The following is a 14,747-nucleotide window of genomic DNA, read 5'->3' on the forward strand; positions in this document are numbered from 1 at the left end:
CTCACCACTCCCCTGCCGGAAGGGTGGCGGCGGTCCGGAATCCACCGTTCCTGGTGGGACCGGCGTCGAACGTGCCGCCGCAGACGGCCACTCGCTCACGGAGTCCGATCAGGCCGTGTCCGGTGGACAGTTCGGAGCGGGCCGCCGCCGGGGTGCCCCGTCCGTCGTCCCCGACCTCGATCCGCAGCCGGCCGTCGGCCCGGGACCAGTCGAGACGTACGACCGTGGCGGATCCGGGACCCGCGTGCTTGGTCGCGTTGGTCAACGCCTCCTGCACAAGGCGGTACGCGGTCAGGTCCACGCTCCTGGCGAGCACGGCGGGGACACCGCTCACCTCCAAGCGGGCTTCCAGGCCAGCCTGGCGCGCCCCGTTCAGAAGAGGGTCCAGGTCGGCGAGCCCGAAGCCAGGACCGTCGGCCGCGAGCCGCTCACCGTCGGTGCGCAGCACGAGGAGCATGTGGCGCAGCTCGGCGACGGCGGTCTTGCCGCTCGACTCGATCTGGTCGAGCGCGTGCTCGACGCGGTCCGGATCGGCCCGCAGCACATGGCGGGCGCCCCCGGCCTGGAGCACCATCACGGTGACCGCGTTGGCGACGATGTCGTGCAACTCGCGTGCGGTACTGGCCCGTTCAGTCAGGATCGCCTCCTCGGCGCGCTGCAACGCGAGCCGGTCCCTGGCGGCCGCCGCCCGCCCCGCCCACACCCATCGGCCGACGGCCCACACTTCCAGGTTGAGCAGCCCGTAGAAGCAGGCCACCCCGATCAGGGTGGTGAGTCGTTCCGCGGCGGGTACGTCAGCGAGCGCCGCCCGCACCGAGAGCGCCACAGGCACCATCACGGAGCCCAGCGCGAGCACGGCGAGGCGAGCGCTCTGGAGAGCGGCAACGGTGTAGAGCGCGGCGAGCAGGGCCAGAGTCGGGCTGTAGTCGAACACCCCGGCGGCGGTGAGGAGTTCACCGCCGAGGGCGTGCGCCCACAGGTAGCCGAACACCGTACGGGGCGCTCGCCGCCGGGCCGCGAGCGCCGCATAGCCGATGACGGCGTACCCCACCGTGGCAAGGCGGTCGGCCAGGCCGACATTCGGGAGGGCGAAGTCCGAGAAGAGGAACAAGTCGGGCAGCAGCAGGGCAGTGGCGAGGACCGTGTCCTGGGCGGCGGGGGCCGCACGATAGAGCCCGCCGATGGCGGCTCTGGGTCTGACCGTCATGGCCCGGTCGGCGGGTGCGGGTCACTGTCGTCGGAGTGCGGCGGACGCGGGTCGTCGTCGGAGTGCGGTGGGCGCGGGTCGTCGGGGTGCGGTGGGTGTGGCGGGTGTGGGAAGCAGGTGCGGATGACCCGGCACGGTCCGGCCGCGAACGCGTCGAGCTGATCCTCGCTCACCCCGGTCAGGCCCGCCTTCCGGGGCCGGGCAGGCACCGGCGATTCGTAGCCGAGCTCGCGCATCGCCGCCCACAGATCGCCGTCATCGGCGAGCAGCGCCTCGGTGAGCCGGCGCTGCGAGAAGGACTCGGCGCGCACCACGTAGCGGGAGCGTCCGGCGAGCCGGACCACGCTCGCCGTCACACCCGGCATGGGCTCGTCGGAGCCGAGCTGCTCCACACCGGTCACAGCGATCCGCTCCACAGGACCGCTGCCGGCGGGCACCGGCGTGATCACGGCGACCAGCTCCCCCCGCGGTTCGACGAGCAGGGGCGGCGGGTCAGGGACCAGGAGCGCGTCCCCGTCCACGAGGAGGGCTTTGGCGCCGATCGGTTCAAGGGTGACATCCGCGGCCGTGACCAGCACGGTTGTCTCATCCATGGGGTCGCGCGAGTCGCTCATGGCTCCATGAAACTGCCTCGGCGGCACGCAGAAACGTACACCCTCGGTCGTACACCTCTAATCCACTCCAGAGTGGACGCGATGGCGGCCTCGAAGCGCGCATTCTGATGGATGTCGGAAACACGTCCGACGGCCGGAAGGACCCGGGAGACAGTCATGGGATACCAGGTCATGTTCTACCAACTGCGGTGCATCGAGACCGAGGACGACGGCGAGGACGAGGCGTGGGTGGACTTCCGCGGCCAGCGTGTCTGGGGTCGTGGCGACATCAACAACGGCGATGTCATCAACGTCAACAACGGGCCGTTCAGGCTGGTCAACAGCGACGCCGACGTCGTCTCCATCTGGGACCAGGACGACTTGGACCCGGACGACCACCTGGGCGACTTCCTCATCAGTGCCGCTGTCTCGGGCCGCGGCGAGCAGGTCGCCGAGTTCCGGGGCGACGGCGCCCACTACACCCTCACGTACGAGGTACGGCCGGACAACTGGTAGGCCGTTCCCAGGTGCTCACCTCACACCGGGCGCCCGGGATCGCCGCGGCGATCCCGGACGCTGCCTGGGCCTCGGACCAGGACAGGTTCAATCGCTCAGGTCGCCAACGTCTCCGGCGGCTGACGAATCCAGTCGGGCAGGACGGCGTACAGACGGACGGCGATCTCCTCCGGCTCGACACCAAGGCTCCCGCCGACGGCGGCCGAGAAGACTCCGTTCACCCCGGAGGCCGTGTAGACGTCCTCGACCCAGTCGCGCGCTTCGGACTCCCGCTCGCCGCCGCCGAAGTCCCGCCGAAGACTGCGCACCTGATCCACGAGGAGATCGCCGATACCCGGCAGTCCGCTCGGTGACTGCCAGGTCGAAGCCAGCAGAAAGAGGCTCCTGCGCTGCCGAAGACTGTCGAGCATGCTGTTGAGCGTGGCCAGCGCCACGGCGGTCGGATCCGCACCCAGCTGTCGGTCACTGAGGTCCAGGGTCCGAAGGGCACGGAAGTCTTCGGCGATCACGTACACCGCGGCTTCCTCGAGCGAGTCGAAGTGGTTGTAGAAGGTCGCACGGTGGATGCCCGCGGCTGTCGCCAAGGCGGAAATCGAAGGGCACGACTGTGTCCGCAGCATGAGGTCGGCCAGTGCGTCCGCGATCGCCCGCCGCGAGCGGGTGAAGCGCGGGTCCGCTCCGACTGCCGGGGGCTGATCACTCACCATCCCCGCACACTACTCCGACGCCGTCGCCCGGCACTCTTCGCGTCACCACTATTCGACACCTGTCGATCAGCGATCTATGGTGAGGGACCCATCGAATCGCCAGGCAAGGAAGCGCCATGTCGCGAACCGACAGCAACACCCCTCCTACGGCCACCGCGGACAAGCTCGCGGTGGTGGAGACCCTCTACCGATATGCCGCCGGCCTTGATCTGCGCGACAGAGCCCTTCTCGCATCCGCGTTCACAGACGACGCGGTAGCCGATTTCGGTCCTGCCACGAAGAAGGCCGGCCATGAGTACCCTCCGGTGGAAGGCGGGGAGACCATCGCCTCAGCCCTGTCGGACTCCCTCAGTCACCTGGACACGACTCATTCCTTGAGCAACCCGCGGGTGAGTCTTGACGGCGACAAGGCGCGTCTGGAAGCGATCATGGCGTGCCAGCACCTGCCCCGAGACGACCACTCGCGCCACGTCCTCATGACGAACCGGTACGACGTCGAGCTGGTGAGGAAGGGCGAGGTCTGGCTCATCGAGCGCGTCACGGTCGACAACGCCTGGACCGAGGGCGACCCCACCGTCCTGTCCGGCATCTGAGGACACCCACCAGCCAATAGGTCGGAAAATGCAGCAGTCACAGAAGACACAGAACGAACTCGGTGCCTTCCTTCGCGCGAACCGCGCCCGCACCGAGCCGGCCGACGTGGGTCTGCCCGCCGGCGGCGGCAGCCGCAGAGTGAAGGGGCTGCGGCGGGAAGAAGTGGCTGTCCTGGCCGGTGTGAGCGCCGACTACTACGCGCGCCTCGAGCAGGGGCGTGAGCGCCACCCCTCACCCCAGGTCGTCGATGCCGTGGGGCGGGCGATGCGGCTGACGCCGGACGCGCGGACCCACCTCTTCCGGCTGGCCGGTCTGCATCCCGCCCTCACGTCGGCCGCGGGCCGCGACGTGGTCCACCCCTCTCTGCTGCACCTGCTTGACGCCTTCCCCGCGGGCGCCGCCTACGTACTGAGTCCCGCCTTCGACGTGCTGGCGAAGAACGCCGTCGCCACCGCGCTCCTCTCGCCCTTCGAAGGCACATCGAACATGGTTCGCGTGCTCTTCCAGCACCCGCGTGCGCGCGAGGTCTTCGTCGAGTGGCCCGTGGTCGCGCGCGCCACCGTGCACGCCCTGCGGCTGCACGCCGGCCGGTTCCCCGACGACCCGGGCATCAACGATCTCGTCGCTGAGATGTCGCAGGCGTCACCGGACTTCCGGCGTCTGTGGCAGGAGAACGACGTGGAGAACATGGCGCGCGCGTTCAAGGTGTTCGTCCTTCCCGAGACCGGCCGCATCGAGCTGACGTACCAGACCTTCGACGTCCATGACGCTCCCGGGCAGCAGCTCCTGGTCGGCATCCCCGAACCCGGCAGCGCGAGCGCCGCGGCGATCGCCTCCCTCGCGGTGTCGGTGTCGGCCGAGCGGGGTGCGGGCGAGCCGGGTGCTTCCGGGCGGGGCGCTTCCGGACAGGGTGCGGTCACCACGTGAAGTCCCGTCAGCGCGGCGACGGGACAGCGCGGTTCGTTCCGTGATCACTACCTCTGCCCGGCTGTTGCGGTTGGTGTCCTTGCTGTCGTCCAGGCCGACCTGGTCGAACACGGAGCTGGCACGGCAACTGGAGGTCACCGAGCGCACGGTACGCCGGGACATCGACCGGCTGCGTGAGCTCGGATACGGCGTGGAGTCGGTGCCGGGTCCCGGCGGTGGCTACCGCTTCGGCACGGGCAACCGCATGCCACCGTTGAACCTGGACGACGACGAGGTCTTCGCCGTGGCCGTGGCACTCAGGGAAGCCGCACACGGCGCGGCCCTTGGCGCCGACCCGGCAGCACTCTCGGCGCTGCTGAAACTGCGACAGATCCTGCCCGCCCGTATGGCGAAGCGCCTGGCGAGCCTGGACGCCATCGTCGAACACACCCCGCGCTGCGAGACTCCTCAGGTGTCCGCGGACGTGCTGTTGCTGCTTGCCTCCGTCTGCAGGGCGTCCGAGCGCACCACGCTCACCTACCGCGACACGCACGGCACCACCACGGTCCGGAACGTCGATCCGCACCGCCTGGTGCACACCGGCGTCCACTGGTACTTCGTGGCCCGCGACGTCGAGCGCGACGCCTGGCGAACGTTCCGTGCCGACAGAGTGGTCGCAGCACACTCCACCGGAGAAGCGGTCGACCTGGCCGACGCTCCGGACGCCGCGCAGCTGGTCGCCGACACGATCACCCGCACCGGGTACCCCTTCTATGCCCGTGTCCGCCTTCCGCTGCCCTACGACGACGCCCGACGCCTTGTGGCACCCATCGTCGCCACCCACGAATCCGACGGACCGGAGCAGACGGTCATCACCATCGGCGGATCCGACCCCGACGAACTCGCGGGCTACCTCCTCAGCCTGCGAACACCGCTGGATGTCCTGTCGCCGGACTCCGTCCGCGAGGCGCTGCTGGCCCGTCTCGACGCCCTTTACCGCGGTAACCGGGCACCAGAAACAGGCCGGTGAAAGACCAGAAAGACCAGGAGAGACCAGGACCGAAGGTGTCCGGATCTGCTCCTAGCCTGAATACGAGGCACACGCCGCCGAGCGCGTCACCGCTCCGGATGCGCCCTGACCTCTTCGATTCTCACCATCCGATCTCACCTTTCAACGGGAGCGCGTCATGTCAGTCCCCCCTCGCCTGCTGGTCTACGGAGCCACCGGTTACACCGGGAAGCTGGTCGCGGAGCACGCCGAGCAGTCGGGCCTCGACGTCGTCGTGGCGGGCCGGAACCGGGAGCGCGTTGCCGCGCTCGGCGAGGAACTCGGCGTCGAGAGCCGCGCCTTCACGCTCGACGACCCGGAACTCCTGCGGAACGCACTCGCCGACATCACGGTGGTCCTGAACGTCGCGGGCCCCTTCCATCGCACCGCACGCCCGCTGATGGACGCCTGCATCGACAAGGGTGTGCACTACCTGGACACCTCCGCCGAGTACGACGTCTTCGCCGGCGCGCAATCCCGGCAGGCGGAGGCCGCGGCCGCGGGCGTGATGGTCATGTCCGGCGTCGGCTGGGACGTCGTACCCAGTGACTGCGTCGCTGCCCACGTCGCGGCGCGCGTCGCCGATCCCGTCGGCCTGCGCATCGCCCTCAAGCTGCTCAGCGCCACCCCCGAGGAGGCGGCGGGCCTGAACCTCTTCTCCCGCGGGTCCATCGTCAGCGCGACCGAAGGCATCGGCGACCTGGGCGTGCTGGTCCGCACCGACGGCGACATCGTCACTCTGCCCGAGCCCAGAATCGCGTCGTTCGACTTCGGCGACGGCGGCCCGGAGGAATGCGTGTCCGCCTCCATGGGCGACCTGATCACCAGCCATCTCTCCACCGGCATCCCGTCCATCGAGGTGTACGTGCAGACCGGGCAGCCGCTCCCCGTCGACCTGGACCTCTCGGCGCTGCCCGACGGACCGACCGCGCGGGAGCGGGAGGTGGGGCGCAGCAAGGTCGTCGCCGAGGTGACAGGGCGGGACGGCAGCACGGCCCTGTCCATGATCGACACGCCTACCGGCTACCGGTTCACACAGCTGTCGTCCGTGGAGATCGCCCGCCGCGTGCTGGCCGGCTCCTTCACTCCGGGCTTCCAGTCGCCCTCCTCCGCCTACGGCCCCGAACTGGCCCTCGCTGTCGGCGATTCCTGGATCAAGGACCTCTAGGCCGGTCATGAGCATGGGTGTGGCGCACCTAGGCCGACACGTCCTTCCTGGCCCGGCGGCGCGGAGACAGACTCAGGGTGCCCGCCCGGACAGGGCAGGCGTGATCTCCGTCGAAAGGCCGCTGCCATGTCTTCTTCCCTCTTGAATTCCCTCTCGAGCGCCCGTCAGATCGAGAACCTCATCGTCCGGTACTCACACCTCGTCGACGAGGGCGACTTCGCGGAATTCGGCGCGCTCTTCGACGAAGCGGACTTCGTGTTCGGTGATCTGACGCTCCGTGGACACAAGGCCATCGAGGGCCTGATCAGATCGACACTCATCGTCCACGACGACGGAACGCCGCGTACCCGGCACGTCACGACGAACATCCTCATCGAGGTGGACGAGGCCGACGACAGTGCCGTGGCACGGTCGTACTACAACATCCTCCAGGCAGTGCCCGGCCTCCTTCCGCCGCAGACGGTGGCGGGCGGCCGGTACCGCGACCGCTTCGAACGGCGTGGCGGCACGTGGTACTTCGCCCGGCGCGAGGTCACCATCGATTTCACCGGCGACACCCGTTACCACCTCGTGGAACAGCGGAGCGTCTGACAGCCCGCTGCCGGGACACGTCCTCGTGCGATGCGGTGCGATGCGGTGCGCCGCCCCTGGAAGGAGCGCAGATGCGCATGTACGTGCCTGCCGTGCCGCCCATGGGCTCCGACCGAGCCGGTGGGAACGGTCAGGAGCCACGGGACAACACATTCGGCGAGTTCCTCCGGACCTGCCGGTCCCGGCTGGCTCCCTCGGACGTCGGTCTGCGAGCCGACGTCCGTCATCGCCGGGTCGCGGGACTGCGCCGACAGGAGGTGTCCGTCCTGACCGGAGTCAGCGCCGACTACTACGCACGCCTGGAGCAAGGACGGAAGCGGTACCCCTCGCCCCGGATCGTCGAAGCCCTCGGCCGGGCCTTCCATCTGGACCCGGACGCACGAGGTCACCTCTTCCGTCTCGCCGGACTCAACCCGAGTCTGCGCCCCGACACCACCCGAAGCCATGCGCACCCGGAACTTCTGTACTTGCTGGAGTCGTCCCACACGGCGGCGGCCTGCGTGCTGAGCCCTTGCCTCGACATCCTGGCGGCCAATGCGCCCGCGCAGGCGCTGCTGTCTCCTTTCGGCAGTGCCGACAGCGTCGCTGACCGCGTTGGCAGCGTTGGCAGCGTTGACCGCGCCGAAAGTACGGGCAGCGAACTGAATCTGATCCGGATCCTCTTCACACATCCGCAAGCCAGGAGCTACTTCGCCCAGTGGCCGTCGGCCGTGGCCGTCTCCCTGCACGCGCTGCGTCTCCATTCCGCCCGGCTTCCGGGGGACACCGAGATCGTCGACCTCGTCGCCGACATGTCCGCCGAGTCGGCCGACTTCAGAAGGAAGTGGGAGGCCGGTGCGGCAGGCGGCCTGGATCGCCGTCGCCTGTTCGGGGCCATCGTTCACCCCGCGGTCGGGCGCATCGAGCTCACGTACCGCGTCTTCAGCGTGCCGGAGGCCCCGGGACAGCATCTGCTGATCGGCACTGCCCCAGGAGGCCGCAGTGCCGAGGCCCTCACCTATCTCACCGCCATGGGCGGGCGACAGCCCTGAACCGCGCCTGCCCGGGTGCGGGACGCCCAGGTCTGCCTGGGTGCGGGACACCCACCCTCACACAACCTCCCTCTTCACCGCCCGGTCAGCGAATGTGGTGTGCACACCCCGCCGCCGCCCGAGAACCCACGATCCAAGAAGGAACATCATGTCTCTCACTTCGTATCGCACCCTGGGCCGCTCCGGTCTGCGCGTGAGCCCGCTCGCCTTCGGCGCGATGAACTTCGACGACGGCAGCTGGGGCTCCGCCCCCGAAACCTCGTTCGGGCTGCTCGACCACTATCTCGAGGCCGGCGGCAACTTCGTGGACACCGCCAACATGTACAACAAGGGCGCCTCCGAGGAGACTCTGGGCCGCTACTTCGACAAGCGCCCCGGAGCCCGTGACCGCGTGGTCCTCGCGACGAAGTTCGGCGGCAACATGGCGGCCGACGACCCGAACTCCGGCGGAGCGGGACGCAAGGCGATCCGGGCCCAACTGGACGCCTCGCTGCGCCGGTTGAACACCGACTACGTCGACCTGTACTGGATGCACCAGTGGGACCGGCACACCCCCATGGAAGAGACCCTGTCCACCCTCACCGACCTGGTGCGCGCCGGAAAGATCCACGCCATCGGTCTGTCCAACGTGCCTGCCTGGTGGGTCGCGGAGGCCGCCACGACCGCCCGGCTTCGCGACTGGGAGACCATCGCCGCGCTCCAGGTGGAGTACTCCCTGCTCGCCCGCAGCGTGGAGGGGGAGACCTTCGGCGCCGCCCGCCGCTTCGGGCTCGGCATCACGCCCTGGAGCCCGCTGGCCAGCGGCACCCTGTCCGGCAAGTACTCGCGTACCGCCACCGAGGTAGCCGGGTCCGGGCGCACCGCGTACGCCGCCGCCTACCTGAACGAATCCACCTTCACCCTCCTCGACGCCCTTGAGGAGATCGCCCACAGCCTCGGCACGACCGTGGCCGCGGTGGCGCTCACCTGGGTCCGTCAGCGTTCCGAGGTGACGTCGACACTCATCGGCGCACGCACGCAGGAACAGCTGGCCGCCAACCTCGCCTCACTCGACGTCACGCTCACCGACGAGCAGATCACCGCACTCGACAGCCTCACGAAGCCCGTCCTGGACTACCCGCACAACATGATCGAGTCCATGGTCGGCTTCCAGCAGGGCGACACCACCGTCAACGGCCTGGCCGCTCAGGCCTTCGTCCGCTGACACACACTTGCCGAGATAAGGACACGCCATGGCCGAGACACTGGAAATCACCACCTTGCGCCCCGCCCCGGGCCACACTGTCAACGACTTCGTCGAGGCGAACGCCGACATCAACACCTACCTCGAGCGACAGCCCGGCTTCCTGTGGCGACGCATCGTCGAGACCGACGACGGACGCGTCATCGACATCGTCGCCTACGACAGCCTGCCGCACGCGCGTGCCGGTGCGGCCGGCATCACCGGTGAGATGGCGGACTCTCCCGTGCACGCCACGATCGACCACGACAGCGTGGACTGGCAGCTCACCACCGCGCTGCAGTCCCTCGCGTGACCGGGGGAGACCTCCATGCCCTTCGCCGACGAACTCATCGGCCGCCACACCGTGCAGAGCCTCACCCGCGCCGTCCGGGCCGCCGCCCCGGACGCCGACCTCACCGCACTGCGTGCGGCGCCCGGGCAGATCGACTCCTTGTCCCTGCGGGAGCGCTCCGATCTGCTGCGCGACGCACTGCTCGCGGATCTTCCGGGCGACTACGCGGCACTGGCCCGGACAGTACGCAAGGCCCGCGATGACTCGCCACATTTCACCGGATGGATGATCTGGCCGGTCACCAGCGCCATCGCCACCCGCGCCGTCCAGGAAGGCGGGGCGGCGCCCTTCGACGACGCGATGGCACTCCTCGCGAGCCTCACCGGGCGCCTCTCCTCGGAATTCGCCATCAGGATCCTGCTGCGGCACGACCTCGACCGGGCACTCGGCATCATCGTCGGCGGCTGGACCGGCTCGGCTGACGCCGATGTGCGCAGGCTCGCTTCCGAAGGCACGCGCCCCTACCTGCCCTGGTCGGTACGGGTGCCGGACATCATGGCCCGCCCCGGAGCGACCGTGCCCATCCTTGACGCCCTCCACCAGGACGAGAGCGAGTACGTACGCCGCTCGGTCGCCAACCATCTCAACGACCTCAGCCGCGACCATCCCGAGGTCGTCCTCGACACGGCCCGCCGCTGGCTTGAGCACCCCGACGCCACCACCGAACGCCTCGTACGGCACGGGCTGCGCACGCTCGTCAAGCGCGGCGACCCCGGTGCCCTGGAACTACTCGGCTTCGCTCCCGCGGCCCTGGAGGTCGACGGACCTCATCTGGACCAGGAGAGCGTCCCGTTCGGCGGCAGCGTCCGGTTCACCGCCTCGATCCGCAACACCGGTGAAAGCCGGGCCCGGCTCGCGATCGACTACATCGTGCACCACCGCAAGGCCAACGGAAGCCTGACCGCCAAGACCTTCAAACTCACCACCCGCACCCTCGCACCCGACGAACAGATCCATGTCACGCGGGAGCACTCGTTCCGGCCGATCACGACACGCCGGTACTACCCGGGGCGGCACACGATCTCTCTCCAGATCAATGGAGTCGAGTCCGACCGGGCCGACTTCGAACTGTCCGAAAGGAATCCCGGATGAACGAGACACCCACGCACGACGACAAGGCCGGACTCGTCGAGGCCGACGACAGGGCGCTGAAGGTCCGGGCCCAGTACGAGCAGATCGAACAGCGCGTACTGGGCAGGACCTGGACACTGCCGGAGCTGGCGGTCGGCTTCACCAACGATGCCGCCTACGTCGGACGCCTGGTGCTCGCCGCCGAGCGGACCTGGGGCATCGACGGTGACGTGGACGCGGAGCTGCGGCACAAGCTGGCCGAATGCCTGTGGTGGGTCTTCGTGCTCGCCGACCGGCTCGATGTCGACATGCCGGAGGCCTACGCAGCCACGATGGATCGCATCGACGGCGGTCTGCAGCAGACCCTGCGCGGCATGGACGCCTGAAGGTGACCCCGGGTCGGCGGGATCGGCCCGGAGGCTGCTGCGGCCAGCGGCTACTGCGGCGGGTGGAGCTTGCGGAAGTACGTCCAGCTGGTCTCGTTCGGCTCGCTCCACTTCTCCGGGGCCTGGGCGAACTCGGGGTGGTGGTCGGCGATGTAGGCGCGGGTGCGCTCGGGGACCTCGGTGTACGAGCCGAGCTTGCGACCCCGGCAGTGGTAGGTGAGGCCGCCGGGGCGCTGGCCGCGGGCCATCCACGGGAGCCACGGCGACATCCGGGTCCACGACATGGTGGCCGGGACGCTGGGCGCCTGCCCTGTCAGATCGGTGCGGTCGGCGAAGAACTGGAAGAGCTCAAGGGCCTTGTACGTGTCGCCGGCCGAGTGGACCGGGTACTCGGCCACCGGCAGCGGTGAGGGGTAGGCGAGCGGGATCTCCAGGCTGAAGCAGACCTGGTCGCCGAGATCGGTCGTCGGGATCGGGAAGGGGCGCCACTTCTGGTTCGCCGGGTCGTTCCAGACGTGCACCACCGGCAGGTCCTGCCAGGTCTCCAGGATCTCGCGGGTGACGGGGTCAAGGTAGAAGGCGGCCTCGCGGGTGAGCAGTTGGTAGGAGTCGGGGCCGTCTTCGGCGTCCTGGACGAGGCGGGCGACGTTGAGCCCTTCGAAGCCGAAGAGTCGCTGGTAGGGCTCATCGGGGGCCCAGGAGTACACGTCGCCGGACCACCAGTAGGTGACCTCCTCGCCATCGAGCGAGGCCCGGGTGCGGGCGAAGGAACGGAGCAGCTCTGCGGGTGTCGTCATAGGGACCACTCTGCGCGACTCCCGCCCCAGCCGGGCGGAAAACACCGAGGCCGCTCAGGGTTCGAGCCGCCGGGACGGTGCACGGTCGGCGGCCTTCGGGGACGCTGACCAGGATGTGCGGAAGACAAGGGCGGGATCCTGGCCCCCGGACACGCGGTGGGTGGCCGACCGTTGACATGGGCCACCCGGCGCTGCTCGGCGCGGTGAGTGGCAGGGTCTCCCCCTTTCTCTGCAGTAGGCAGTCCCGGTCATCACGCGTCGCGCCGTCACTCGGTCCGGTGGACCGGCTGCTCTGCGCACGTCTTCGGGCTCCGCGCTGAGGGAGAGTGGCCGCGTGCATCGCCGGATCATCGCCTTCGTAGCCCTCGCCCTGCTGAGTACTGCCGGGTGCGCCTCCGTGACGCCGGGCGCCGATCCGGATCGGCTACCGCCCCGCCAGTCGCTCGCGCCCACGGGCGGCAAGGTGCCGTCGCCGATCGAGTCCCGCTCCCCCGCCGTGCAGCCCTCGGCCCGGGACGCGTTGGTCGAGAGCGGCACCAGCAAGCCCCAGGGTAGGAAGGCGCATACGGCTGCGGACGCCAAGGAGGTGGCCCCCCGCCGCGAGGCGACCGCCGGCGTCGGCCACAAGCGTCCGGCGCCTGCCCCTCCGCGTGCCCCCGTGCACCGGGCGCCGGCGCCTGCCCGGTCCACGGTGCAGCGCCCCGAACACGTGGCACCGCGTCCCGTCCTGCCGCGGCAGACGTACGACGGCAAGGTGGTGTGCCGGATGGCGGACGGTGTGGTCGACCCGGCCACGGTGGAGTTGTGCCGGGATCAGCTCGGACGATGAAGGCCAGAAAGCACGAGTGCCGCGGCGTCGGAGGAGCGGTGGAAACGGATGGCACAGGAGTGGACGTCAGCAGAACATCAGCAGGACGTGAGCGTCAGCACACAACCTGTTGATCGCGTGGAGCCTCTTAGGGCACAAACGCAATATCTGGTGACCTGGTCGACGAGGGGGTAGCGCCGCAACTCGTGTCTGCAGCGCTCGAGCCCCTGGTCTTCGTGGAAGCAGAAGGAGCTCTAGCCCGTGCAGCAGACCCTCGCGAGCATCCCTACGACTGAGCGGGTGCAGCTGTCCGTTCACACATCGGACCCGATTTCCCGGGCCGGAGTGCTCACCCAGCTCCGTCAGTACCCGGAGATCGAGTTGGTGGACACCGCCCAGCAGGACTGCGGCCAAGTCGCCCTGCTGGTCGTCGGCTCCGTGGACGAGACGACTCTGCTGAAACTGCGCACGCTCGTCGACGTCAAGGGCGTCCGGGCGGTCCTGGTGGTGGACCGGATGCGGGAGGCCGACCTGTTCGATGTCGCCGGGTGCGGCGTCACCTCGATCGTATGGCGACGAGAGGCGACGCCTGCCCGGCTGCTTCGGGCCATACTCGCAGCTCACCGAGGTGAAGGGGACCTGCCCGCTGATCTGTTGGGCACATTCCTCACCCGGATGGGACAGCTCAAGAGCAGCACACCGGGTCCGGCCGGACTCCCCCCGATGGGAATGACGGCGCGGGAGGTCGAAGTCCTCCAGTTAGTGGCCGAAGGTCATGACACCGGGCAGATAGCGGTCAAGCTCGCGTACTCCGAACGGACGGTGAAGAACGTCCTGCAGAATCTGACCTCCCGTCTCCAACTGCGCAACCGCACCCATGTGGTGGCCTACGCGGTGCGTGCCGGCTACATCTGAGGTCGTACGCGGACCACCACCGAGCACGACGGGGGCTGGACCACCTGCTCGCCCAACCCCCGTTCCCGCTTGCGCCTATCCGACGGCTACGGCACCGCGCAGCGCCTCACGCGTCAGCGCGATCACCTCCGCCGCGCGCGGGCTGAGGTAGAAGTGGCCCCCGCGGAACGTCTGGATGCGGAACGCGCCTGTCGTGTGGGAGCGCCACACGTCCGCTTCCGCCACCGTCGTCTTCGGGTCGTCGTCGCCCACCAGCGCGGTGATCGGGCAGCCGACGGTCGCGTCCACCGGACCGTACGTCTCGATGGCCCGGTAGTCGCTGCGGATCGCGGGCAGCACCATCCGCAGCAGCTCCTCGTCACCGAGTACTTGGGCGTCGGTGCCGCTCATGGCCTTCATCTCGGCCACGATCCCGTCGTCGTCCCGCTGGTGGACGTTCTCCTCGCGCCGCGTCGACGGTGCGCGCCTGCCGGAGGCGAACAGCATCGCGGGCGTGTGGCCCTGTTCCTCGAGCCTGCGCGCGACCTCGAAGGCGAGGATCGCGCCCATGCTGTGCCCGAAGAACACGACGGGCCGGTCGAACAGCGGCGCCACCACGGGAGCTATGCGGTCGGCAAGGACGCCGATGTCGTCCACGTTCGGTTCCATCCGCCTGTCCTGGCGGCCGGGGTACTGGAGGGCCGCCACGTCGCTGTCGCTCGCGAGCGCGGCCGATACGGGGAAGTAGAAGCTCGCCGAGCCGCCCGCGTGCGGGAAGCACACCAGCCGTACCGGGGCGTCCGGTGCGGGGTGGAACCGGCGGAGCCAGAGGTCGCTGCCGTCGGTAACAGTCATG

Annotated in this window: 18 protein-coding genes; 13 read left to right on the top strand and 5 right to left on the bottom strand. The window is 69.3% G+C overall.

The window, feature by feature from the left end; genetic code table 11:
- Nucleotide 1: 1 nt before the first annotated feature.
- Both ACWFRJ_RS41610 and ACWFRJ_RS41615 read right to left on the bottom strand, forming a co-directional pair.
- The gene (locus tag ACWFRJ_RS41610; protein ID WP_453543759.1) at nucleotides 2–1,207 is read right to left on the bottom strand and encodes a sensor histidine kinase; all 1,206 of its coding nucleotides are present in this window, start codon (nucleotides 1,205–1,207) and stop codon (nucleotides 2–4) included.
- Nucleotides 1,204–1,821: a hypothetical protein gene (locus ACWFRJ_RS41615; RefSeq protein ID WP_453543761.1), complete on the bottom strand. Its 618-nt coding sequence runs from the start codon at nucleotides 1,819–1,821 to the stop codon at nucleotides 1,204–1,206. Before ACWFRJ_RS41615 ends, ACWFRJ_RS41610 begins: the two co-directional genes overlap by 4 nt.
- A gap of 156 nt (nucleotides 1,822–1,977) precedes the next feature.
- Here ACWFRJ_RS41615 and ACWFRJ_RS41620 point away from each other — a divergent pair, with 156 nt between their 5' ends.
- Nucleotides 1,978–2,316: a hypothetical protein gene (locus ACWFRJ_RS41620; protein ID WP_453543763.1), complete on the top strand. Its 339-nt coding sequence runs from the start codon at nucleotides 1,978–1,980 to the stop codon at nucleotides 2,314–2,316.
- 95 nt (nucleotides 2,317–2,411) lie between these two features.
- Here ACWFRJ_RS41620 and ACWFRJ_RS41625 read toward each other — a convergent pair whose 3' ends face one another.
- Entirely contained in the window at nucleotides 2,412–3,023 is a 612-nt protein-coding gene (locus ACWFRJ_RS41625) for a TetR/AcrR family transcriptional regulator (protein WP_453543765.1), read from the bottom strand.
- A gap of 116 nt (nucleotides 3,024–3,139) precedes the next feature.
- Between ACWFRJ_RS41625 and ACWFRJ_RS41630 the strand changes: the two genes are divergently transcribed.
- The 10 genes from ACWFRJ_RS41630 to ACWFRJ_RS41675 all read left to right on the top strand — a co-directional run bounded on the left by ACWFRJ_RS41630 (nucleotide 3,140) and on the right by ACWFRJ_RS41675 (nucleotide 11,392).
- Nucleotides 3,140–3,616, top strand: coding sequence for a nuclear transport factor 2 family protein (locus ACWFRJ_RS41630; protein WP_453543767.1), 477 nt, complete (start codon nucleotides 3,140–3,142; stop codon nucleotides 3,614–3,616).
- Nucleotides 3,617–3,644: 28 nt separating this feature from the next.
- Entirely contained in the window at nucleotides 3,645–4,544 is a 900-nt protein-coding gene (locus ACWFRJ_RS41635) for a helix-turn-helix transcriptional regulator (protein ID WP_453543769.1), read from the top strand.
- Nucleotides 4,545–4,584: 40 nt separating this feature from the next.
- Nucleotides 4,585–5,553, top strand: a complete 969-nt coding sequence (locus tag ACWFRJ_RS41640; protein ID WP_453543771.1) for a helix-turn-helix transcriptional regulator — start codon at nucleotides 4,585–4,587, stop codon at nucleotides 5,551–5,553.
- Between the two features lie 157 nt (nucleotides 5,554–5,710).
- Nucleotides 5,711–6,739 carry a saccharopine dehydrogenase family protein gene (locus tag ACWFRJ_RS41645; protein ID WP_453543773.1) on the top strand — a complete coding sequence of 343 codons (1,029 nt, stop codon included), beginning with the start codon at nucleotides 5,711–5,713 and terminating at the stop codon, nucleotides 6,737–6,739.
- Between the two features lie 126 nt (nucleotides 6,740–6,865).
- Nucleotides 6,866–7,330: a nuclear transport factor 2 family protein gene (locus ACWFRJ_RS41650; protein ID WP_453543775.1), complete on the top strand. Its 465-nt coding sequence runs from the start codon at nucleotides 6,866–6,868 to the stop codon at nucleotides 7,328–7,330.
- Nucleotides 7,331–7,401: 71 nt separating this feature from the next.
- A complete protein-coding gene (locus ACWFRJ_RS41655) occupies nucleotides 7,402–8,361 on the top strand; it encodes a helix-turn-helix transcriptional regulator (RefSeq protein WP_453543777.1) in 960 nt (319 codons plus the stop codon).
- Between the two features lie 148 nt (nucleotides 8,362–8,509).
- Nucleotides 8,510–9,565 (top strand): aldo/keto reductase, encoded by a 1,056-nt coding sequence (locus ACWFRJ_RS41660; protein WP_453543779.1) that lies wholly within the window; start codon nucleotides 8,510–8,512, stop codon nucleotides 9,563–9,565.
- 28 nt (nucleotides 9,566–9,593) lie between these two features.
- A complete protein-coding gene (locus ACWFRJ_RS41665; protein ID WP_453543781.1) occupies nucleotides 9,594–9,896 on the top strand; it encodes a hypothetical protein in 303 nt (100 codons plus the stop codon).
- Between the two features lie 15 nt (nucleotides 9,897–9,911).
- Nucleotides 9,912–11,027: a DNA alkylation repair protein gene (locus ACWFRJ_RS41670; protein ID WP_453543783.1), complete on the top strand. Its 1,116-nt coding sequence runs from the start codon at nucleotides 9,912–9,914 to the stop codon at nucleotides 11,025–11,027.
- Complete coding sequence (locus ACWFRJ_RS41675; protein WP_453543785.1) at nucleotides 11,024–11,392, top strand: hypothetical protein; 369 nt, start codon at nucleotides 11,024–11,026, stop codon at nucleotides 11,390–11,392. Before ACWFRJ_RS41670 ends, ACWFRJ_RS41675 begins: the two co-directional genes overlap by 4 nt.
- Before the next feature lie 50 nt (nucleotides 11,393–11,442).
- On the opposite strand, the gene ACWFRJ_RS41680 is transcribed toward ACWFRJ_RS41675, so the two are convergent.
- The gene (locus tag ACWFRJ_RS41680; RefSeq protein WP_453543787.1) at nucleotides 11,443–12,189 is read right to left on the bottom strand and encodes a DUF1838 family protein; all 747 of its coding nucleotides are present in this window, start codon (nucleotides 12,187–12,189) and stop codon (nucleotides 11,443–11,445) included.
- Nucleotides 12,190–12,523: 334 nt separating this feature from the next.
- Here ACWFRJ_RS41680 and ACWFRJ_RS41685 point away from each other — a divergent pair, with 334 nt between their 5' ends.
- Complete coding sequence (locus ACWFRJ_RS41685) at nucleotides 12,524–13,018, top strand: hypothetical protein (RefSeq protein WP_453543789.1); 495 nt, start codon at nucleotides 12,524–12,526, stop codon at nucleotides 13,016–13,018.
- 240 nt (nucleotides 13,019–13,258) lie between these two features.
- A complete protein-coding gene (locus ACWFRJ_RS41690; RefSeq protein WP_453543791.1) occupies nucleotides 13,259–13,912 on the top strand; it encodes a response regulator transcription factor in 654 nt (217 codons plus the stop codon).
- A 75-nt stretch (nucleotides 13,913–13,987) separates the two neighbouring features.
- Here the strand turns inward: ACWFRJ_RS41690 and ACWFRJ_RS41695 are convergent, their stop codons facing one another.
- Nucleotides 13,988–14,746 carry a thioesterase II family protein gene (locus ACWFRJ_RS41695; RefSeq protein ID WP_453543793.1) on the bottom strand — a complete coding sequence of 253 codons (759 nt, stop codon included), beginning with the start codon at nucleotides 14,744–14,746 and terminating at the stop codon, nucleotides 13,988–13,990.
- Nucleotide 14,747 lies beyond the last annotated feature (1 nt).

Source organism: Streptomyces sp. NPDC055239 (assembly GCF_053606205.1).